The organism is Streptomyces niveiscabiei (assembly GCF_001419795.1).
GTDB lineage: Bacteria > Actinomycetota > Actinomycetes > Streptomycetales > Streptomycetaceae > Streptomyces > Streptomyces niveiscabiei.
This window is the reverse complement of record NZ_LIRL01000299.1, coordinates 1-21,209: the sequence shown is the minus strand read 5'-3', so window position 1 is coordinate 21,209 and position 21,209 is coordinate 1. Positions and strand designations below refer to the sequence as shown.

Here is a 21,209-nt window from a genome sequence, read left to right as displayed (position 1 = left end):
GTCGTGCACCGGGGCGGGGTGCGGCTGGTCCAGCGGCTGCGCGAGGACGACGTACCGGTCGGGCCCGTCGCGTTGGCGCCAGGGTCGGTCGTGGTGGCGACCGGGGGTGCGCGGGGGATCACCGCCGCGTGCATGATCGGGCTGGCCCAACGGGTGCCGGTGCGGCTGCACTTGATCGGGTCCAGTCGGCTGGAGGACGTGCCGGAGGAGCTGTTGGCCGCCGGGGACGATCAACTGCCGCAGCTACGGGCCGAGTTCATCGCCGATCAGCGGGCCGCGCTGCCCGGGCTTTCGGTGCGGGAGATCAACCAGCGGTTCGAGCGGCTGCTGAACGCGCGGGAGTCGCGGGTGAACCTGGCCCGGCTGCGGGAGCTGTGCGGCGCCGAGAACGTCCGCTTCCACACCGCCGACGTGACCGACGCTGAGGCCGTGCGGCGCATCGCCGGAGAGATCGGGCGGGTGGATCTGCTGGTCAACGGGGCCGGGGTGCATCATCCCGGGGACATCACGCGGAAGGATCTGCCGGGGATGCGGCGGGTGCGGGACGTGAAGGTGGCCGGCTATCACCATCTGCGGGACGCGTTCAGCGGGGTGTCGGCCCCCCGGCTGTGGTGCAACTTCGGGTCGGTGACGGGGCTCGCGGGGCTGCCCGGGGAGAGCGACTACTCGCCGGCGAACGACTTCCTCGCAGGCGCCGCCGAAGTCGCCGGGGACGACGGCGAGTTCACGATCGCGTGGACGATCTGGGACGAGACCGGGCTCGGTTCGGGCAGTGTCGTCCAGTCGTACACCGCCCGCACGGCCCGGCTCAGCCGGATGACGACGGCGGAGGGGGTGGCGCACTTCCTCGACGAGCTGGCGCGGCCCCGTGGCGACCGGCTCGTCACGTTCCTCGGAGCAGCCGAACACGCCTCCTTCGACCGGCAGTTCCCCGGACTGCGGGCCGCAACCGAACCGCCGGCCTCACCCGGCCTACGGAACTCACCCGGGCTGCGGGACTCCCCCGCTCTGCCGCCCTCACCCGGTCCACGGGACTCGCCCGGTTCACAGAACCCGCCCGGGCGCCGGTCCGTGTCCGATCTGCCGAGTTCCCCGAGGGTGCCCATCTCTCCGGAGCTGCCGGCTTCTCATGGGCTACCGGCTCCCCCGGAGCGGCCCGGCTCCCCGGGGCTGCTGGGCGACCCGTACGGGCCAGGACTCTGGCGGTTCTCCCTCGATGTCCGCACGTACCCCTTCCTCCTGGACCACATGATCGACGGCCGCCCCACACTGCCCGGTGTGATGCTGGCGGACCTCGCCGTGCAGGCGGCGCGCGCGCTCGTTCCGGGGCTGCCGGTGCGCGCGGTGGAGAACCTCGTGTTCTCGGCGTGGGTGCGGCCACGCCCGGACGGCACTCCGGCGGCCTACCGGGTGACGGCCAGGGCCGGCGGCGGCACCGGCCCCCGGTCCGTCGCCGTCGTCGTCCGTTCCGACACCGTCGCGCCCGACGGCCGGGTCCTCGCCCGGGACCGTGAGCACTTCCGGGCGGTCGTACGGCTCGGCGGCCCGGCGCCCCTGCCCGTGCCGGCCGGTGAGCCCGGCGCGGACTGGCCCGCCGTCACCGATCCCTACTACGAGGACACCTCGCCCGCTCTCCTCACCGGTGTCTTCCGGGCCACCGAGGACTGGCGTGCCGGTCCGGGCGGACGTTCCTGCCGCTGGCGCCCCGGCGCCGGGCTCCCCCGGCTGGCCACGCCGTGTGTCCTGCTCGACAGCCTCGCGCGGACGCAGTGGCTGGCGAGGACGGCGGCCGTGCCGCACCGCGCCGCGCGGATCGCGCTGCACACGGAGGCGGACGACACCGCGCTCGCCCTCGCCCATCCCGAGGGGCTTGTCCTCTCCCACTGCGCGGCGACCGGCGTGTGCACCGCGCGGACCGCCGACGGGCGGGTCCTCGCCCAGATCACCGGCCTGACCGGCACCGAACTCACCTCGAAGTGAAGGGCATCATGGAACTCACCGGACAGACCGCCCTCGTCACCGGCGGCACGCGCGGTATCGGGCTGGCCATCGCCCACCGGTTCCTCGCGGCGGGCGCCCAGGTCGTGATCAGCGGCCGGGACGAGCGGGCCGGGCGCAGGGCGCTCGCTCAGTTGGACGCGGGGGACGACGTCGTGTTGTGCACAGGTGACGCGACGTCCCGCGCGGACGCCGAGCGGGCCGTGGACACGGTGCTGGAGCGGTTCGGGCGCCTCGACGTCGTCGTCAACAACGTCGGCGGGGCCTCGGAGTTCGCGACGATCGCCGAGATCAGCGACGAGGTGTGGCATCACACGCTGTCGCTGAACCTCGACCCGGCGCTCTACACCACGCGCAGGGCGCTGGGCCCGATGATCCGGCAGCGGTCCGGGCGGATCGTCAACATCGCGTCGATGGAGGGCCGGGACCCGGACCCGGGCCTGTGCGCCTACGCGACGGCGAAGCACGCGCTGATCGGGTTCACCCGGGTCCTGGCCAAGGAGGTCGCCGCGCACGGCATCACGGCCAACTGCGTCTGCCCGGGCGCGGTGCTCACCGACTGGGTGCGGGAGAAGGGCCCGGTGGCCGCCGAGGTGCTGGGCACCGACTTCGACGGCCTGATCGGGCACCTCACCGGGCGCACACTCACCGGACGGCTCACCCTGCCGGACGAGGTCGCGGCGGCGGTGCTGTGGCTGGCGTCGCCGGCCGGGGCGGGGGTGACGGCGGCGTCGATCCCCGTGGACGGCGGCACCACGCTGTGAGCTACGGCCGCGCCCACCAGGCGGCCGACGTGTCCCGCAGGGTGTTCGTCCCGCAGTGCACCTCGCCCATGCCCAGGTGGTACGTGTAGTAGTCGTCGATGTAGGACACGGTCATGCCCGCACTGCGGTAGGCGGCGGTGACGGCCTCGGTGAAGATGTCCTTGCCGCCGATGACCGGCCCCCACTGCCGGGGGGCGAGGTAGCGGGTGCGGGACAGGACGACGCCGTTGACGGCGCCGGGGACGTACGCGCTGGTCGTGACCGTCCCGGCGGCCTTGGCGGACGTCAGCCACTGGTGCTGGCCGTGTTCCTGGAGCCGTTCGGCGAGGTCGGGGCCGACGCGGGTCAGGCGTGGGGCGCGCAGGCCGGTCGGCTGGTACTCGCGCTGGTAGAGAGCGGGGACGCGGACGACCTCGGCGTCCGTGATCCCCGTCTCGCGCTTGAGGATCGCGAGGTTCGCGGCGATGCGCTGGGCGGCCTGCTGGTTGTCGGCGAGGAGGTCGCGGGAGGCGAGGGCCTGGTCGATGGTCGCCTTCGGGGCCTGCGCGCCGGACTTGACGGGGACGGAGAACACCTTCGTCGTCCCGTGCCCGGCCTTCTGGGCGTCGCGCAGGAGGCGCAGGCCGCCGTCGGGGTCGGCGAGGCCGATACGCCAGCCGCGCGGGGTGTCGGCGGGCAGGAACTGCACGAACTCGTCGACGTGGCCGACGCCGAGCCAGGAGGTGTCCAGGAGCAGCGGGTCCTGGAGGCCCTGGGAGGCGAGGAGGGTCCGCATCTTCTGCGAGGGGCGGGCCCCGTTGTCCTTGCGCTCGCCCATGATGATCCGGCCGGCCGGGTAGGCGCGGCCGTTGTGGGTGTAGGGCGGGATGGTCTCCAGGTTGCCGAAGGAGTTGAGCGACCAGTCCTTCGGCTGGTCGGGGTTGGCGAGCTGGACGGCGCCGACGTCCCGGCCGCGCAGTTTCTCGAAGAGTTCGCGGCCCGCGTCGCGGTCGGGCTGGGGCGAGCGGAGCATGACGCGCATCGCCTGCCGCTTGCCGCCGGGGCCGGTCATGCTGACGTAGGCCGGTTCGACGAAGTCCTGTGCCCAAGGGTCGTTGTACTTGGTGAAGGTGATCAGGGGCGCGGTGATGCCCGCCCGTTTGACCTCGCCGGCCAGGTTCTTGACGAACTTCGCCTGTTCCTGGCCGTACAGGTCGTCCTCGTCCCCGCTCATCTTCGTGACCATCACCTGCTGGGCGTTCTGGAGGTGGTGGTGCGTCAGGAGGGGGGCGACGCGCAGGGTGACGGAGTCGGTGGTGGAGCCCTTCGGGGTGGTGACGGTCAGGCGGATCACCGCGCGGCCGTCCCAGGTCGCCTTGTCGCGGATGATGTCGGTGGCCTCGACGCCGAGTTCGACGCCGGTGCGCAGTTCGGCGGCGGTGAGGCGGGTGCGCGGGGTGACGAGGGTCCAGGTGCCGGCGCGTTTGAGGAAGAGGTGCGTGTACTTGGCGCCGGCGGTGAGCGTGAGGCGGCCTGTGGTGTTCGGTTTCGCGTTCGGGAGGGGGACCGTGCGGAGGCGGGCGAGGTCGGCGGCGTCCGCGGCGCCGTTGACCCGTGTGTCGGAGGCGTCGTTGCAGGCGGCGAGCTGGGCGTCGGTGCCCGTGCGGGGGCAGCGGCGGGAGTCGTCGTCGAGGTTCGGCAGGAAGAGCGCGCCGCGCGCGACGGTCCAGGTGTCCTCCCCGGCCGTGTCGCCGCTCCCGGTGACGTCGACCTTCCCGTCCCGGTTCACGTCCGCCCTCAGATCGGCCTGCGGTACCCGCTCCGCGCCGACCGCGGCCGGGACCGCGAGCACCGAGCCGGCGGCGGCGAGGGCGAGCACGAGTGACCCGGCGGGGCGTATCCGTGTACGACGACGCACGGTGAGTTCCTCTCACTTGGGGAGCGTTTCCCAGCAAGAGGCGAAGAGTTGACTGTGCGTTCCCTGTGGAGGGGGAGTTCCTCGAAGCGCATGCCGCCGTGGTGGTCGAGGGCTAGAACATGCCCTGCCACGCGCCCGCGATCACCTCCTGGGGCAGGGTGACGTAGCGGGTGCGGATGGTGTGGCGGGCCTGTTCGGTGCGGGGGGCCAGGGTCGCGGGGGTGTGGCCGACGAGTTCCCCGGCGCGTTTGCGGGGGACGCCGTCCACGAGGACGGTCTCGATGTCGGAGGGGCTGGTGTGGAAGAGGAGGGTGACGGCCGGGTCGCCGAGGGCGCGGCCCCGGATCGGGTCGGGGGCGACGACCGTGATGTTCGCGCGTTTGCCGGGGGTGAGGGTGCCCGTCTCGTCGTGGAGGCCGACGGCCCGGGCGCCGGTGCTGGTGAGGAGTTCGAGGGCGGCGCGGGCGGGGAGGGGTTCCTTCGCGAGGCTGTCGGCGGCCCGGCGTTCGGCGAGCAGGAGGGCGCGGGCCTCGGCGAGCAGGTCGCACCGGGTGTAGCAGGAGGTGTCGATGCCGATGCCGGCGGCTCCGCCCCGTTCGGCCAGGCGGCGGGCGAGGAACGGGCCGAGGGCCATGCCGCCCTCGGTGCCGGGGGTGGTGGCGAGGCCGATGTGCGCGCGGGCCAGGACGTCGAGGTCGTCGTCGTTGAACTGGTTGCAGTGGGACAGGACGGTGGGCCCGCTGAAGAAGCCCTCGTCGACGAGCGCGGCGAGGGTGGAGACGTACCGGCCGCCGTGGACGGCCGCGTTCCAGTGCGCGGTGATGAACTCGGCGCCGAGGGCGCGGACGCGTTCGAGGAGGGTGCGGGCGGCGTCGAGGGGGAGGTAGGCGGCGGTCTCGGGCAGTGCGACGCCGAGCCGCAGCCGGTGGGTGCCGGTGTCGTCGAGCCCGGCGAGGGTGGTGCGCGCGGCGCGGAACCGGTCGTCGTGGTGGGCGTCCGGGGTGCGGGTGAGGAGGTCGTTCAGCGCTTCGGGTCCGGTGGGGGCGTCGCCCAGCCAGTCGGGGGCGTTCTGGAGGGCGTAGGCGAAGTATCCGCCGATGCCGCTGTCCCACAGCCCGCGCAGCAGGGCGTCGCCGGTCTCGGCGGTGGTCTGGAGGTGGGCGTGGTCGACGACGGTGGTGACACCGGCGGAGATCGACTCCAGTCCGCCGAGCAGGCTGCCCAGGTAGGCCTCCTCGGGCCCGAAGCAGCCGCCGTACCCGCCGCGGACCTCGCGCATGTACCGGGCGAAGCTCCAGTCGGCGGCGAGTCCGTGCAGGAAGCCCTGCCAGACGTGCTGGTGGGTGTCGACGAAGCCGGGGACGACGATCCTGCCGCCGGCCTCGACGACGTCCGCGCCGCGCGCGGGCAGCCGGGTGCCGATGTCCGCGATCCGGCCGTCGCGGACGAGGATGTCGGTGTCCGGCAGGTCGCCGCGTTCGGGGTCCATGGTCACCACGTGGCCGCCGCGCACGAGGACGGTGTTCATCGGCTCTCCCTGAGTTCCGTTCCCCCTTTGCTTTTGTACGTGCCCCGTTCGTGAGGGTGCCGGTACACGCTTTCCGGCCTTCCTGGGGGGACCGTATGCCGGTCGAACGCGCTGTGTGACGCCGTTGCGACGCCGTGTCTTCATGCGATCGCCGGCCCGCCGACACACCTGACGGTCCGTCAGAATTCACGGCGATGCGGTGTCAAGAGCGGGTAAAGCGCCAGGTCGAATCCGCATTTCGGGGACAGTGTCGAACGTTTCGCCCGCCGATTCGATGCTCCCGGCCACCTGGGGCCTCCGCAGGCACTCACCGATCGGTCGATTCAGTCTCAAAACAAGAGCACAAATTCCACACAACTTCTCTTCATACGGCCGCCGATGGTCTAGATTGACCGTGCTTCAGGTGTTCGGGCACAAGGCGGCCAGGAAAGATCAATTGGTCCCGTGCCATGGAAAGTCCCTGGAGCCCGGGGGGCCTTGGGCGCGGGGAGCGTCCGGGGTTTCGGCGGGTTTCCGCGAGCAAGTTGCTCATGCACCTCTGAAACAGCGGGATTGTCGCGCGCAAAGGGGAGGAAAGCACGGGAGGCGGGGGCCTCCCGAGGGGGAGCAACAGTGTGAGGCATACACGTCGAACCACTGGGGACCCGGGGGGGTTCTGTGCGACAAGGGGGAACCGTCGGCCCTTTCGCGCCGACGCGCAGGCGTCCGGCGGACGGGACGATCAGTCAGCCCGAGATCGACTGGGAGCAGCGCTACCGACGTACCGTGATCGTCAGTGACACGGTCGCGACCGCGTTCGTGGTGGCGGCCATCGGCAATCTGTTCGGGGCCAGGGACGCGGCCAACTGGCACGAGAAGTGGGGGATCCTGGCGTTCGGCACCGAGGTGCTGGTGCTGGGGGCGCTCGCGGTGGGCCGGGCGTGGGTGCCGGCCGTGCTCGGCCAGGGCGCCGAGGAGTTCCGCCGGCTGGGGCGCTCGCTGTTCGCGGCGACCGTCGTGCTGGCGCTCGGCGGGATCGCCCTGACCTCGCGCAACATCAAGCTGTGGATCTTCGTGGCGATCCCGGCGATCGCGCTCACCACGATGACCGCGCGCTATGTGCTGCGGCTGTGGCTGCACCGGCAGCGCAAGGAGGGCCGGTGCCTGAGACCGGTGCTCGCGGCCGGGAGCCCGGCGACCGTACGGGACCTGATCACCAGGACCCGTAAGTTCCCGCACATCGGCTGGCGGGTGGAGGCGGTGTGCACGACCGGCGCGGACGGCGGCCAGCTGGACGGCGTCCCGGTGGTGGGCCGGCTCGCGGACGTCGCCGGTCATGTGCACCGCGACGGCTACCGGGTCGTCGCCGTCACCCCGGACCCGCACTGGTCCCCGGACCGGTTGCAGCGTCTGGCGTGGAACCTCGAAGGCAGTGACGCCGAGATGGTCGTGGCGCCGGTGCTGATGGAGGTGGCGGGGCCGCGGCTGCACGTGGACGCGGTGCTCGGCATCCCGCTGCTGCGGGTCAGCATGCCGGCGTTCACCGGGGGCCGGCGGGTCGTCAAGGGGATCGTCGACCGGACGGGCGCGGCGCTCCTGCTGGTGCTGCTCGCGCCGCTGATGGTGTGCGTGGCCCTGCTGGTGGCGCTGGACAGCCGGGGCGGGGTGTTCTACCGGCAGCTCAGGACCGGCAAGGACGGCCGGGAGTTCACCATGGTCAAGTTCCGCACCATGGTGCCCGGCGCCGACCGCGCGAAGGCGGCGCTGGCGGACCTCAACGAGGGCGCTGGGCCGATGTTCAAGCTCCGCCGGGACCCGCGGGTGACCCGGGTGGGGACGCTGCTGCGCCGCTACTCGATCGACGAACTCCCGCAGCTGTTCAACGTCCTGACGGGCTCGATGTCGCTGGTCGGCCCGCGGCCTCCGCTGCCGGAGGAGTCGGCCGTGTACGGCCCGGACATCCGGCGGCGGCTGCTGGTGAAACCGGGGCTCACCGGTCTGTGGCAGATCAGCGGGCGCAGTGATCTGTCCTGGGAGGAGGCGGTGCGGCTCGACCTCAGATACGTGGAGGACTGGTCGCTCGCGCTGGACACGGTGATCTTGTGGAAGACGCTGCGTGCCGTGGTGCACGGACAGGGGGCCTACTGATGCGCGCGACGCGCAGGGGGAGGAACGGGGCATGAGAGTCAGCGTGTTCGGGCTCGGCTACGTGGGCTGCGTGTCGGCCGCGTGCCTGGCCGGTATGGGGCACGAGGTGATCGGGGTGGACGTGAACCGGGTCAAGGTCGACCTGGTGAACGCGGGAAAGGCCCCGGTCGTCGAGGAGCGGATCGGCGAGCTGATCGCCGACGTCGTGGGGAAGGGGACGCTCAGGGCCACCACCGACGTCCGGGAGGCGATCGCGGGCAGCGAGGTGTCGCTGGTGTGCGTGGGGACGCCGTCGGAGCCCAACGGCAGCCTGTGCACGACGTACCTGGAGCGGGTCGCCGAGGAGATCGGTACGGCGCTCGCGGAGCGCGGCGGGCGGCACACGGTCGTGTTCCGCTCCACGATGCTCCCGGGGACCTGCCTGAACCTGCTGGTGCCGATCCTGGAGAAGCACGCGGGCGCCGGGGTGGACGTGGGGGTCGCGGTCAACCCGGAGTTCCTGCGCGAGGGCACCAGCGTGCGGGACTTCTTCGACCCGCCGAAGACCGTGATCGGTGAACTCGACGCGGCGAGCGGCGACGTGGTGGCCGCGCTGTACGAGGGGCTGCCGGGCGAGGTGTTCCGGGTGTCGGTGCCGACGGCCGAGGCGATCAAGTACGCGGACAACGCCTTCCACGGCCTGAAGATCGGCTTCGCGAACGAGCTGGGCGCCGTCTACCAGGCGCTCGGCGTGGACTCGCACCAGGTGATGGACGTGTTCCTCGCCGACCGCAAGCTCAACATCAGCCCCGCCTATCTGCGGCCGGGGTTCGCGTTCGGCGGGTCCTGCCTGCCGAAGGACCTGCGCAGCCTGGTGCACGCGGCGCAGCGGGCCGACGTGTCGGTGCCGATCCTGTCGCACGTGCTGCCCTCCAACTCCGACCACCTCCAGCGGGCGGTGGAGCTGGTGGAGCGCACCGGCAAGCGGCGGGCGGGGATCTTCGGCCTGTCCTTCAAGCCCGGCACGGACGACCTGCGCGAGAGCCCGCTCGTCGAGCTGGCGGAACGTCTCTTCGGCAAGGGGTACGACCTGAAGATCTACGACGCGAACGTGAGCCTGTCGCGGCTGCTGGGCGCGAACCGCGAGTACATCGAGACGCGGCTGCCGCACCTGGCGCAGCTGCTCGCGGACTCGGTGGAGGAGGTCCTCGACCACGCCGAGGTGTGCCTGGTCGGCACCCGCGCCCCGGAGGTCCTCGCGGCGCTCCCGCACGGCGGGAGCCCGCTGATCGTCGACCTCGTCCGCCTCCCCGACGCCGAGGCGCGCCGGGCCGAACCGGGGTACGTGGGCCTTGCCTGGTGAGATGAGCGCGCGGCGCGCGCTGGTGCTGGTGGAGAACCTGTCCGTGCCGTTCGACCGGCGCGTGTGGCAGGAGTGCGCGACGCTGCGCGACGCGGGCTGGCGGGTCGACGTGATCTGCCCGCAGGGCGGCAAGCGGGACACGGAGCCGGAGGCGGTGATCGACGGCATCCGCATCCACCGCTACCCGCTGCACGCGGCGACCGGCGGCCCGGCCGGCTATCTGCGGGAGTACGGGGCGGCGCTGTGGCACACGTTCCGGCTGGCCCGCAGGGTGGGCCCGGTGGACGTCGTGCACGCCTGCAACCCGCCCGACCTGCTGTTCCTGCCCGCGCTGTGGCTCAAGCGGCGCGGCGCGCGGTTCGTGTTCGACCAGCACGACCTGGTGCCGGAGCTGTACCTGTCCCGCTTCGACCGGGGCAAGGACCTGCTCTACCGGGGCGTGTGCGCGCTGGAGCGGCTGACGTACCGGGTCGCGGACGTGGTGCTCGCGACGAACGAGAGCTACAAGGCCGTCGCCGTACGCCGGGGCGGGCGCAGACCGGAGGACGTGTTCGTCGTGCGCAGCGCGCCGGACGTCGAGCGGTTCCATCCGGTGCCCCCGGAGCCGGAGTTGAAGCGCGGCAAGCCGCATCTGCTGTGCTACCTCGGGGTGATGGGCCCGCAGGACGGCGTGGACTACGCGCTGCGGGCGCTGGCGAAGCTGCGCGACGAGTGCGGGCGCGACGACTGGCACGCGGTGTTCGTGGGCGGCGGTGACACCTTCGACGCGATGGTGGAGCTGTCCCGCACGCTCGGCCTCACGGACCGGGTGGAGTTCACGGGCCGGATCCCGGACGCCGATCTGGCGCGCTACCTGTCGTCGGCGGACGTGTGCCTGTCCCCCGACCCGCACAACCCGCTCAACGACGTGTCGACGATGAACAAGGTCCTGGAGTACATGGTCATGGGCCGGCCGATCGTCTCGTTCGAACTGCGGGAGGCGCGGGTCTCCGCCGGGGAGGCCGCCCTCTACGCGCCCGCCAACGACGAGTCGGCGTTCGCGAAGCTGATCGTGGAGCTGCTGGACGACCCCGAGCGGCGGGCCCGCATGGGCGAGGCGGGCCGGGAGCGGATCAACGGCCCGCTGTCCTGGCGCAATTCGCAGACGGCGCTGCTCGCCGCGTACGCCGCCGCCTCCCGGAGCACGGGAAAGAGGCAGCACCGTTGAGCGACGACACCATACGGCTGGTCACGGTCGGGCGGATCCTGAGCCGGCGCCGGCGGCTGCTGGTCCTGCTCGCCGTGCTGGGCGCGCTCGCCGGCTACGGCGTCTCCCTGGTGTTCCCGCCGAAGTACACGACGTCCGCGTCGGTGCTGCTGCCGGGGGCGTGGGAGGAGCGGGAGCTGCTGACGCAGGCGCAGATCGCGACCAGTTCGGTGGTGCTCGACCGGGCCGCCGCCGCCCTGGACCGGCCCGGTGTCGACGGCAGCGGCCTCAAGGACCGGGTGGGCGCGACGGCCGCCGACGGCAACATCGTCAAGATCTCCGCCACGGAGACGACGCCGCAGGAGGCGCAGCGGCTCGCCGACGAGGTGGCGCGGCAGTTCGTGGCGTTCGCGGCGCGGGTCGCGGGCGAGAACAGCGATCCGGAGGCGGCCTCGGGGCCCGAGGAGCTGCGCCGGCTCGTGACGCAGACGGGGCGCCGGATCTCGGAGCTGGCGGACGCGGCCGGTACGGGGCAGTCCGTGGAGAGCGTGCAGACCCGTACGGAGCTGACGAAGCTGCGGACGGCGTTGCAGGAGGCCGTCACCCAGCTGAACGAGGCGGGCCCGGCGTCCGGGAAGGCGGCCATGGTCGTGATGGGCCCGGCGCCGAGGCCGGCCGGTGAGGCGCCGCCGACGCGGATGCAACTGGCCGTCGGCGGGGGCCTGCTGGCGTTCCTCCTCGCGGTGATCGGGCATCTGACCGCCGCCCGGATGAACCGCCGGCTGCGCGCGGAGCCGGAGATCGCGGCGGCGCTGGGCTCGGCGCTCCTCGGCACGGTCGACGTGCCCGCCGGGCAGCGGGCGCGTGGCCGTGGGCTGCGCCGGCTGCTGGGGACGGACGTCCGCTGGGACGTGCCGCCGCCGCAGCCGTCCGGTGACGAGGCCGACCGGCAGATCCGCTTCCGCCGGGTGTGTGCCCGTATCCGCGAGCAACTGCCCTTCGCGCACAGCCTGTTGGTGCTCGTCCCGGACGGCGACGACACCGCCCGCGAGGCCGCCGAGCACCTGGTGGCCGTGTCCGGCGGCGATCCCCTGCTGGCCGTGGCCGGGGTCTCGGTGCAGCGGCCGGTGGTCCCGGACTACGACGCGGAGTCCGGCGCCCTCGTGGTGCTGAGCGCGGGCGAGTGGACGGCGGCGGAGCTGTCCGGCATCGCCGAGGCGTGCGCGGACGCGGGGCACGCCGTCGTCGGCGTCGTCCTGTCGGCGCCCGTCACCGCTCGCGCGGCGCGCGCTGCGGGCCGGCGTCAGAAGGCCCTCGCGGCGGGGGGCACGGTATGACGACACCGGACTCCGCTCCCCTGCTCGACCTCCAGGCGCTGGTGGTCGCGGTGCGCAGGCGCCGCCGGCTGTGGTGTGCGACGGCCGTGCTGGGGCTTGCGGCCGGCGCCTCGGTGCCGGTGCTGCTGCCGCCCGCGCCGACGGCGGTGGCGAAGGTGCTGGTCGCCCACCAGGCGGACCAGCCGAACGACCCCGGGACCCTGATCCGTACGGATGTCGCCCTGCTCAGTACGACGCGGATCGCCGACGCCGCGCTGAAGGCCCTCAGGTCGCCGGAGCGGCCGGAGGACTTCATGCGGGACTACAGCGGTCTCGGCCTCACGAACAACCTGCTCCAGATCACGGTGACCGGCGCGAGCGACACCGAGGCGGTGGCCCGTGCCAAGGCGCTGGCGGACGCGTTCGTCGCCGACCACGTCCGGCGCATCCAGCAGGCGGCGGACGCCGAGGCGAAGGGGTTCCTCGACCAGCGCAGCCGGCTGGAGGCCGAACTCGCCCGCGTCGACGAGGCGATCGGCGACAGCTCGGGGCAGACCGGGCCCCAGGCGTCGGCGGACCTGGAGTCGCTGTTCGCCCGCCGCGCCGAACTCACCTCGCGGGTCACCGACTTCGGGCAGCGTGCGGCGGAGGCGCGGATCGGCACGCCTCGGCTGGTGGCCGGCACGCAGATCGTGGACGCGCCGCGCGCGCTGAGCCACTCCTTGCCGAAGGCCGCCGCCACGGACGGGGTGATCGGCCTGGTCCTCGGGTTCGTGCTGGGGCTCGCGGGGGCCGCCGTGGGCACGGTGGTCGCCGACCGGCCCGTCCTGCGCCGGGAGATCGCGGCGCACCTGAACGCCTCGGTCACCGCCGAACTGCCCCGCCGCTCCCCCAGGTTGTGGGGGCGCCGCCGCGACCGGGCGGCCCGTGAGCGTCTCACCGCGTCGCTGGCCCGCACGGTCCGCGCCTCGGCGGAACCGCTGTCGGTCCTGGAGCTGGGGTGCGCGCGGGGCGCGGCGGCGATCGCCCTGGACCTGGCCCGCGCCTTGGTGGCGGAGGGTCCGGTGACCGTCGTGGACGCGCTGCCGGGGTCGCGGCTCGCCCGCCGCAAGCCGCGGCCGGGTGACCCGACCGTCGTGACGCGGGTCCCGGACGTCCCGGCGTCCCCGGCCGAACGGCAGATCGGCGTCGGCTCGGTGGCGCCCGGTACCGCGTGGACCGACCTGCGTCACCTCGGCACGCGGACCGTGCTCGTGGTGCGGGCCGGGCACGGCAGCGCGGCGTGGCTGCACACGGTGGCGCGGCAGCTCGCGGACCAGCGGGTCGAGGTGGTCGGCGTGGTGCTGATCGACCCCGATCCGCGGGACCGGACCGACGGCACGCTGTGGGAGGGGCGGCCGGCGGTGGCGCCCAGGCCGTTACGGAGGAACGGGGTGGAGCGGCTGCCGAAGTGGGCGACGCGGGTCCCGGACAGCGACCAGGAGGCGCGGTAGGACATGTGTGGCATCGCAGGCACGTACCGCTGGCCGGACGGGAAGGCCGTCACGGACCGGCTGACCGGCGTCCTGGCCCACCGGGGCCCCGACGGGTCCGGGCACTACGGCCACCCCGTCGGCGACGGCGAGGTGCACCTCGGGCACCGCAGGCTGGCCATCATCGACCTGTCGGAGACCGGCGCCCAGCCGATGGCGAAGGCCGGCCTGGTCCTGACGTACAACGGGGAGCTGTACAACGCGCCCGAGCTGCGCGCCGAACTCGAAGGGGCCGGGGTGCGGTTCCGGGGCACCTCCGACACCGAGGTGCTGCTGGAGGCATGGCGGCGCTGGGGCACGGACTGTCTGCCCCGGCTGCGCGGCATGTTCGCGTTCGGGGTGTTCGACGAGCGGACCGGCGAGCTGGTCCTCGCCCGCGACCAGCTCGGCATCAAGCCGCTGTTCGTGATCCGGCGCGGCGAGGGCCTGGTGTTCGCCTCGGAACTGAAGGCGCTCGCCGCCGTGACGGGCGGTTCGCTGGAAGTGGACCACGCGGCGCTGGTGGCCTCGCTGCTCTACTACTGGGTGCCGGACTCGCGGTGCGCGTTCCGGGAGGCGGAGAAGCTGCCGCCGGGGAGCTGGCTGCGGATACGGCCCGACGGGCGGGTGGAGCGCGGCCGGTACTGGAACCTGCGGGACGTCGCCGCCGAGGCCCGGCACCAGGAGGAACCCGACATCGCGGCCGTCGTCGAGGAGTCGACGCGCCGTCACCTGCTGTCCGACGTCCCCGTGGCGACGTTCCTGTCCGGCGGGCTCGACTCCAGCTATCTGACCGCGCTCGCGGCCCGGGACCGGCCGGGGATCTCCGCCTACACGATCGGGTTCCGCGCCGAGGACGCGAAGTTCGAGGCGATGCCGGACGACCTGCGCTACGCCCGGCAGGTCGCCGGGCGGTTCGGGGTGGACCTGCACGAGATCGAGATCGCGCCCGACGTCCTGGACCTGCTGCCCCGGATGACCTATCACCTGGACGAGCCGATCGGGGACCCGGCCGCGATCAACACGTTCCTGATCTGCACGGCCGCCCGGGACGCCGGGGTCAAGGTGATGCTGTCGGGGATGGGCGCGGACGAGCTGTTCGCCGGGTACCGCAAGCACCTCGCGAACCTCCTCGCGCTGCGCTACCAGCGCGTGCCGGGTCCGCTGCGGCGCGGCCTTTCGGGGGTCGTGGACCGGCTGCCGGTCGCCTCCGCCCGGCGCGGCTACCGGTCGGTGCGGTTCGCGAAGCGGTTCCTGTCCTTCGCGGACCTGCCGGAGGAGACCGCGTTCCGGCGCAGCTACACCCTGTACGACCGGGCCGAGCTGCTCGGATTGATCGACCCGGACCTCGCCGGCACCGTCGACGACGTACTCGGCGAGCACGCGGACACCTACGAGGACAACCGGCTCGACGACTTCGTGAACCGCATGTGCCTGGGCGACGCCCGGATGTTCCTGCCGGGCCTCAACCTCGCCTACACGGACCGCTCCAGCATGGCCGCGTCGACCGAGGTGCGGGTGCCGTACGTGGACGTCGAGGTCGTGAAGGCCGCGTTCGCGGTGCCCGGCGAGCGGAAGATCGCCGGGCGGCAGGGCAAGGCCGTGCTGAAGGAGGCGGCCACCTCGATCCTGCCCCGGGAGATCGTCTACCGGCCCAAGGGCCTGTTCAGCGCGCCGCTGCGGGCCTGGATGAGCCGGGATCTGGCGCCGCTGGTGCGGGAGGTGGTGCACGACGGGGTGCTCGTCGAGTCCGGGTTCCTGCGGCGGGAGGCGCTCGCGCGGATGGTCGCCGAGGACGCGGCGGGTCAGCGGGACTTCTCCAAGCATCTGTGGCACGTCCTGACCCTTGAGTACTGGTACCGAGGCGCGACCTGCGGGTCCGCTCCCCTGACGGCGTAGAGAGACGAAGAGGCTTCGGGTGAAACAGGTCGTACAGAACTACAAGAGCGGCGAGCTGGCTCTCCTCGACGTGCCGGTGCCGGGGTGCAAGCCGGGCGGGGTGCTGGTGCGCACCGTCTACTCGCTGATCTCCACCGGCACCGAGCTGATGAAGGTCTCCGAGGCCGGCATGTCGATGCTGGGCAAGGCCCGTTCGCGCCCCGACCAGGTGGCGAAGGTCGTGCAGAGCGTGGCCGTGAACGGGGTGCCCGCGACCTACCGCAAGGTGATGGGGAAGCTGGACTCGTACACGCCGCTGGGCTATTCGCTGTGCGGGGTCGTGGAGCAGGTCGGCGACGGGGTCGACGACGTGAAGGTCGGGGACCTGGTGGCGTGCGCGGGCAACGAGCACGCGCTGCACGCCGAGCTGAACTGGGTGCCGAAGAACCTGTACGCCCCCGTGCCGGACGGCCTCGCGCCCCGGCACGCCGCGTTCGGGACGGTCGGGTCGATCGCCTTGCAGGGCGTCCGGCAGGGGGAATCCCGGCTCGGTGAGGTCGCGCTGGTCATCGGCCTCGGGCTGATCGGGCAGCTCGTGGTGCAGTTGCTGGCCGCCTCGGGGGTCCGCGTCGTCGGCGCCGACCCCGACCCGGCGCGCTGCGAGCTCGCCGAGCGGCTGGGCGCGGTGGCCTGCGGCGACCCGGCGTCCCCGGCCGTGGAGTCCGCCGTGGTGGACCTGACCGGCGGTCACGGCGTGGACCAGGTGTATCTGGCGGCCGGCGGCGGCAGCAACCAGCCCGTCGAGCTGGCCGCCCGGTTGAGCCGGGACCGGGGCCGGGTCGTCGACATCGGCAAGTGCCGCCTGGACCTGCCGTGGAACGCGTACTACGAGAAGGAGCTGGACGTCCGCTTCTCGCGCAGCTACGGGCCGGGCCGCTACGACCCGGAGTACGAGCTCGACGGGCGGGACTATCCGATCGGGTACGTCCGCTGGACGGAGCGCCGCAACCTGGCGTGCTTCCTGGACCTCGTCGCGCGCGGCCGGGTCGACGTGGAGCCGCTGGTGTCCCACGTCGCGGACTTCGACGACGCGGTGGAGACGTACCGGAGCCTGAAGGACGGCGAACTCAAGGCTGTGGCGGTGTTGTTCCGGTACCCGGAGAACACGGTTGTGGCCGAGGCGCCGACGATCACCGTGCCCGCCGTACGGGTGACCCCCGCCCCTCGGGCCGCCAAGACCTCCGTACGCCTCGCCTTCGTCGGCGCCGGGAACTACGCGACCTCGATGCTCCTCCCCCACCTCACCGGCCGCGACGGCGTCGAACTCTCCACGGTCGTCACCACGACCGCGCTGTCCGCCGCCAACGCACAGCGCAAGTTCGGCTTCGCCGAGGCGACCACCGATCTGGACGCGGTCCTCGGTGACAAGGCGATCGACGCGGTGTTCGTCGTCACCCGCCACAGCTCCCACGCGGACCTGACCCGCAGGGCGCTGCTCGCGGGCAAGGCGGTGTTCGTGGAGAAGCCCCTCGCGCTGAGCGAGGAGGAGCTGTCCGGGGTGCTGTCGGCGGTGGAGGAGTCCGGCAACGACCGGCTCCAGGTCGGGTTCAACCGCCGGTTCGCGCCGCTGCTGCGGGAGGCGAAGGAGCGGTTCGGCGCGCGGAGCGGTCCGGCGTCGCTGCGCTATCTGGTCAACGCGGGCCAGCTCGCGCAGGGGAGTTGGTATCTGCGGCAGGGCACCGAGGGGTCGCGGTTCGCCGGGGAGGGCGGGCACTTCGTGGACACGGCGAGCTGGCTGCTCGACGCGGACCCGGTCTCGGTGTACGCCGTCGGCGGCGAGGACCTCCAGGTCGTCCTGGGCTACCCGGACGGGTCGACCGCGACGATCAGCTATGTCACGAGCGGCGCGTCGAGTTTCCCGAAGGAGACGCTGGACCTGGTCGCCGACGGCAAGGTGCTGCGCCTCGACGACTTCGTGCGCGCGTCGGTCTACGACCGCAAGCGGTGGGTGAGTTCGCGCCTGCCGAAGGCCCGCGACAAGGGGCAGAACGCCGAACTCGCCGCGTTCGTGAAGGCGGTGCGGACCGGTGGCCCGATGCCGGTGCCGCTGGAGTCGCTGGCGGCCACCACGGCCGCGACCCTCGCCGTGCGGGCCGCTGTGGCCGACGGGGTGCCGGTGACGCTGGCGGGGGCGCGATGAGCATGGACGCGGGGTGGTACCTGCGGCGGCTGTCGCGGATGGGTCCGGCGGAGGTCGCGGGGCGGGCCGGGGACGTGGTGCGCCGTCGGCGGTGGCGGTCGGCGCGGCCCGTCTGCCCGGACGTGACCGGCGCCCGCTTCACCGCCGTCCTGCCGCCGGACGCGCTCGCCGCCGTGGCGCCGGACGCGGTGAAGCGGCTGGTGGCGGAGGCGGACCGGCTGATGGCGGGGCACGGCGAGTTCTTCGGGGTGGTCCGCGACGACCTGGACGCCCCGGACTGGTGGTACGACCCGAAGACCGGGCGGCGCGCGCCCTGGGGGTACGCCTTCGACGTGCCCTACCGCGACGAGGAGGCCGTCGGGGACATCAAGCAGATCTGGGAGCCGTCCCGGCACCAGTACCTGACGGTCCTCGCCGCCGCCTACGCGGTCACCGGCAACGAGCGCTACGCGGAGCGGGTCGCCGCGCACCTCCAGTCGTGGTGGTCGGCCAACGCGCCCCTGCGCGGGGTGCACTGGACCAGCGGCATCGAGCTGGGCATCCGGCTGCTGTCGTGGGTGTGGATACGGCGGCTCCTCGACGAGTGGCCCGGCGTGAGCGCCCTGTTCGAGGACAACCCGGTGGCAGTGGCGCAGATCTGGCACCACCAGCGCTGGCTGGCCGCCTTCCCGAGCCGGGGTTCGTCGGCGAACAACCACGTCGTCGCCGAGGCGGCCGGGCAGTTCGCCGCGTCCTGCGCGTTCGACTGGTACCCGGCCTCGCGGCGCTGGCGCGACGACGCCCTGCGCTCCCTGGAGCGGCATCTTCGCCGGAACACGTTCCCGTCCGGCCTCAACCGCGAACTCGCCACCGAGTACCACGGGCTGGTCCTCGAACTGGGCCTCGCCGCACTGGCCGAGGCGGACACGTCGGGCGTTCCGGTCCCGGCGTCGGTCCGGCTGGTGCTGCTGCGGATGACCGACGCGCTCGCGGCCGTCGTCGACAGCCGCCTGCGCCCGCCCCGGCAGGGTGACGCGGACGACGGGTACGGCCTGGTCGTCGACGGCGCGGGCACGAACCGCTGGGCGTCGCTGCTGGCCACGGGAGAGGCGCTGTTCGGGCGGCTCGACTGGTGGCCGGAGGTCACCGGCACCGACGTCCGCACCCCGCTGCTGGCCGCGCTCGTCGAGCCGTACCAGCGCGGGCACCGTCCCACGAGCCGGCCGGCGCACTTCGCGGACGCCGGGCTGACCGTCCTGCGCGGGCCCGGGGAGATCTGGTGCCGGTGCGACGGCGGCCCGCACGGGTTCCTGTCGATCGCCGCGCACGCGCACGCGGACGCGCTGTCCGTGGAGGTGCGCCACGACGGGGTGGACGTGCTCGCCGACCCGGGGACGTACTGCTACCACGGCCAGCCGGCGTGGCGGCGGTACTTCCGCTCGACGCTCGGCCACAACACGCTCCAGGTCGACGGCGCGGACCAGTCCGTGTCCGGGGGCCCGTTCCTGTGGACCCGGCACGCGCGCAGCCGCGTCCTGGTCGCCGACACCTCTCAGGCGGGGGTGGGCCGGTGGGGCGCCGAGCACGACGGGTACGGGCCCTCGGTGCACCGCCGCTGGGTCGAACTGACGTCGGCGGACCGGGAGATACGGATCGTCGACGAGGTGTCCGGCGAGCCGCGTGCCGTACGGCTCGCGTTCCACCTCGGCCCCGCGGTCACCGCACGCCTGGAGGCCGGCCGGGCGGTGCTGACGTGGAGCCGGGACGGCGAGGAGCGGTCCGCGACGCTCGATCTGCCGGGGCGGCTGGAGTGGCGGGCGCACCGGGGCGAGAGCGATCCGCCGCTGGGCTGGTACTCCCCCGGCTTCGGGCGCAAGGAGCCCGCGACGACGCTGGTCGGCACCGGCTTCACGGGGAGCGTCGAGGGGTTCGTCACCGTGCTCAGGTTCCACGGCTGAGGAGGGAGGGTGGGCATGAGGTGGTGGTACGGGGCGGCGGCGCTCGCCCTCCTGGCGGTGACCGGCTGCGACAGCACGCGGGACGCGCGCCCGGAGCCGACCTCGACGCGGGCCACGTCCGTGTCGGCGTCGGCCCGGGTGTGCGCCGGGCCGGCGGCGGGTCCGGCGTCGGCGCCCAAGGGCGCGGTGAGCGTCGACCCGGCCGTACCCGGCGATCTGGCGGCGAAGACGAGGAACAGCCCGCCGCACACGACGTTCTGGCTGCGCCCGGGCACGCACCGGCTCGCAGGAGACCGATACGCGCAGGTCGTCCCGAAGGACGGCGACCGGTACATCGGGGCGCCGGGTGCGGTGCTGGACGGGCGGAAGGTCAACCAGTACGCGTTCGGCGGGCCCGCCCGCGATGTGGTCCTGAGCCATCTGACCGTGCAGAACTTCGTCGCGCCGCACGACGAGGGGGTGGTAAACCACGACTCGGCCGACGGGTGGGTGGTCGAGCACTCGACGATCCAGCACAACACGGGGGCCGGGCTGATGGCGGGGGCGCGGCAGCAGGTGCGCGCGAACTGCCTGCGCGGCAACGGGCAGTACGGGCTGAACGCGTACAAGGCGGGCCGGATCACGGGTCTGGTGGTCGAGGGGAACGAGATCACCGGGAACAACACCGGCGACTGGGAGCGCAGGCAGCCGGGCTGCGGCTGTACGGGGGGCGTGAAGTTCTGGGCGGTCGACGGGGCCGACGTGCGGGGCAACTGGGTGCACGGGAACCGGGGCACCGGGCTGTGGGCGGACACCAACAACAACGACTTCCTGATCGAGGACAACGTCCTGGAGGACAACGACGGGGCCGCGCTGATCTACGAGACCAGCTACAACGCGGTGATCCGGGGCAACACGATCCGGGGCAACAACAAGGTGGAGGGCCGCCGGTACGCGGATCGCGGTGACTCCTTCCCGCTCGCGACGGTCTATCTGTCGGAGTCGGGCGGCGAACCGCGTATCCGCGCCCGCACGGACAAGATCGACGTCTACCGCAACGTCCTGGAGAACAACTGGTCCGGCATCACCCTGTGGGAGAACGCCGACCGGTTCTGCAACAGCCCGGCGAACACGTCGTCCGGCGACTGCACGCTCCTGGTGAAGGACACCCGGCGCTGCGCGCGCCCGGGGATCGCGAAGGCGCCGCTGTACGGGGACTGCCGGTGGAAGACGCAGCGCGTCGAGATCCACGGCAACCGGTTCGTGCTGGACAAGGCGGCCGTCGGCTGCACGACGCTGTGCGACCGGATGGCGGTGCTGGCGAACTACGGCACCTATCCGGACTGGTCGCCGTACCAGGGCGACTCGGTCGCCGACGCGATCACGCTGAAGCAGGGCAACCGCTGGTCCGACAACGTGTACGCCGGCCCGTGGACGTTCGTCGTCCACGACCCGAGCCGCACCCTCGACGCCGGGCAGTGGCGCAGCGCGCCCTACCGGCAGGACGCGGGCAGCACCTTCGCCGCGCAGGGGGGTGGCTGAGGTG

13 protein-coding genes are annotated in these 21,209 nt (G+C 73.0%); 11 read left to right on the top strand and 2 right to left on the bottom strand.

Annotated elements, in window-relative coordinates:
- Together AOK24_RS15700 and AOK24_RS15695 are read left to right on the top strand one after the other, a co-directional pair.
- A partial coding sequence (locus tag AOK24_RS15700; protein WP_159051884.1) for an SDR family NAD(P)-dependent oxidoreductase occupies positions 1 to 1,980 on the top strand: 1,980 nt, incomplete at its 5' end.
- 8 nt (positions 1,981 to 1,988) lie between these two features.
- A complete protein-coding gene (locus AOK24_RS15695; protein WP_055720696.1) occupies positions 1,989 to 2,762 on the top strand; it encodes an SDR family NAD(P)-dependent oxidoreductase in 774 nt (257 codons plus the stop codon).
- Position 2,763: 1 nt separating this feature from the next.
- Here the strand turns inward: AOK24_RS15695 and AOK24_RS15690 are convergent, their stop codons facing one another.
- Both AOK24_RS15690 and AOK24_RS15685 read right to left on the bottom strand, forming a co-directional pair.
- Positions 2,764 to 4,659, bottom strand: a complete 1,896-nt coding sequence (locus tag AOK24_RS15690) for a protein-arginine deiminase domain-containing protein (protein WP_055720694.1) — start codon at positions 4,657 to 4,659, stop codon at positions 2,764 to 2,766.
- A 112-nt stretch (positions 4,660 to 4,771) separates the two neighbouring features.
- Positions 4,772 to 6,187 (bottom strand): amidohydrolase family protein, encoded by a 1,416-nt coding sequence (locus tag AOK24_RS15685; protein WP_055720693.1) that lies wholly within the window; start codon positions 6,185 to 6,187, stop codon positions 4,772 to 4,774.
- 657 nt (positions 6,188 to 6,844) lie between these two features.
- Between AOK24_RS15685 and AOK24_RS15680 the strand changes: the two genes are divergently transcribed.
- Genes AOK24_RS15680 through AOK24_RS15640 form a run of 9 tightly spaced genes read left to right on the top strand, consistent with a single transcriptional unit; the run spans position 6,845 to position 21,205 of the window.
- A complete protein-coding gene (locus AOK24_RS15680) occupies positions 6,845 to 8,314 on the top strand; it encodes a sugar transferase (protein ID WP_055720692.1) in 1,470 nt (489 codons plus the stop codon).
- Positions 8,315 to 8,345: 31 nt separating this feature from the next.
- Positions 8,346 to 9,656 (top strand): nucleotide sugar dehydrogenase, encoded by a 1,311-nt coding sequence (locus AOK24_RS15675; RefSeq protein WP_055720691.1) that lies wholly within the window; start codon positions 8,346 to 8,348, stop codon positions 9,654 to 9,656.
- A 1-nt stretch (position 9,657) separates the two neighbouring features.
- A complete protein-coding gene (locus tag AOK24_RS15670; protein ID WP_055720690.1) occupies positions 9,658 to 10,863 on the top strand; it encodes a glycosyltransferase family 4 protein in 1,206 nt (401 codons plus the stop codon).
- Positions 10,860 to 12,179, top strand: a complete 1,320-nt coding sequence (locus AOK24_RS15665) for a Wzz/FepE/Etk N-terminal domain-containing protein (RefSeq protein WP_055720689.1) — start codon at positions 10,860 to 10,862, stop codon at positions 12,177 to 12,179. The genes AOK24_RS15670 and AOK24_RS15665 overlap by 4 nt, the downstream gene beginning before the upstream one ends.
- Positions 12,176 to 13,651 (top strand): Wzz/FepE/Etk N-terminal domain-containing protein, encoded by a 1,476-nt coding sequence (locus tag AOK24_RS15660; RefSeq protein WP_055720688.1) that lies wholly within the window; start codon positions 12,176 to 12,178, stop codon positions 13,649 to 13,651. The genes AOK24_RS15665 and AOK24_RS15660 overlap by 4 nt, the downstream gene beginning before the upstream one ends.
- A gap of 3 nt (positions 13,652 to 13,654) precedes the next feature.
- Positions 13,655 to 15,568, top strand: coding sequence for an asparagine synthase (glutamine-hydrolyzing) (asnB, locus tag AOK24_RS15655; RefSeq protein WP_055720687.1), 1,914 nt, complete (start codon positions 13,655 to 13,657; stop codon positions 15,566 to 15,568).
- Positions 15,569 to 15,587: 19 nt separating this feature from the next.
- On the top strand, positions 15,588 to 17,747 hold the full coding sequence (locus AOK24_RS15650) for a bi-domain-containing oxidoreductase (protein ID WP_055720686.1): 2,160 nt from the start codon (positions 15,588 to 15,590) through the stop codon (positions 17,745 to 17,747).
- Positions 17,744 to 19,684 (top strand): heparinase II/III family protein, encoded by a 1,941-nt coding sequence (locus tag AOK24_RS15645; protein ID WP_055720685.1) that lies wholly within the window; start codon positions 17,744 to 17,746, stop codon positions 19,682 to 19,684. The genes AOK24_RS15650 and AOK24_RS15645 overlap by 4 nt, the downstream gene beginning before the upstream one ends.
- Before the next feature lie 15 nt (positions 19,685 to 19,699).
- A complete protein-coding gene (locus tag AOK24_RS15640) occupies positions 19,700 to 21,205 on the top strand; it encodes a right-handed parallel beta-helix repeat-containing protein (RefSeq protein ID WP_055720684.1) in 1,506 nt (501 codons plus the stop codon).
- The last annotated feature ends 4 nt before the right edge of the window (positions 21,206 to 21,209 follow it).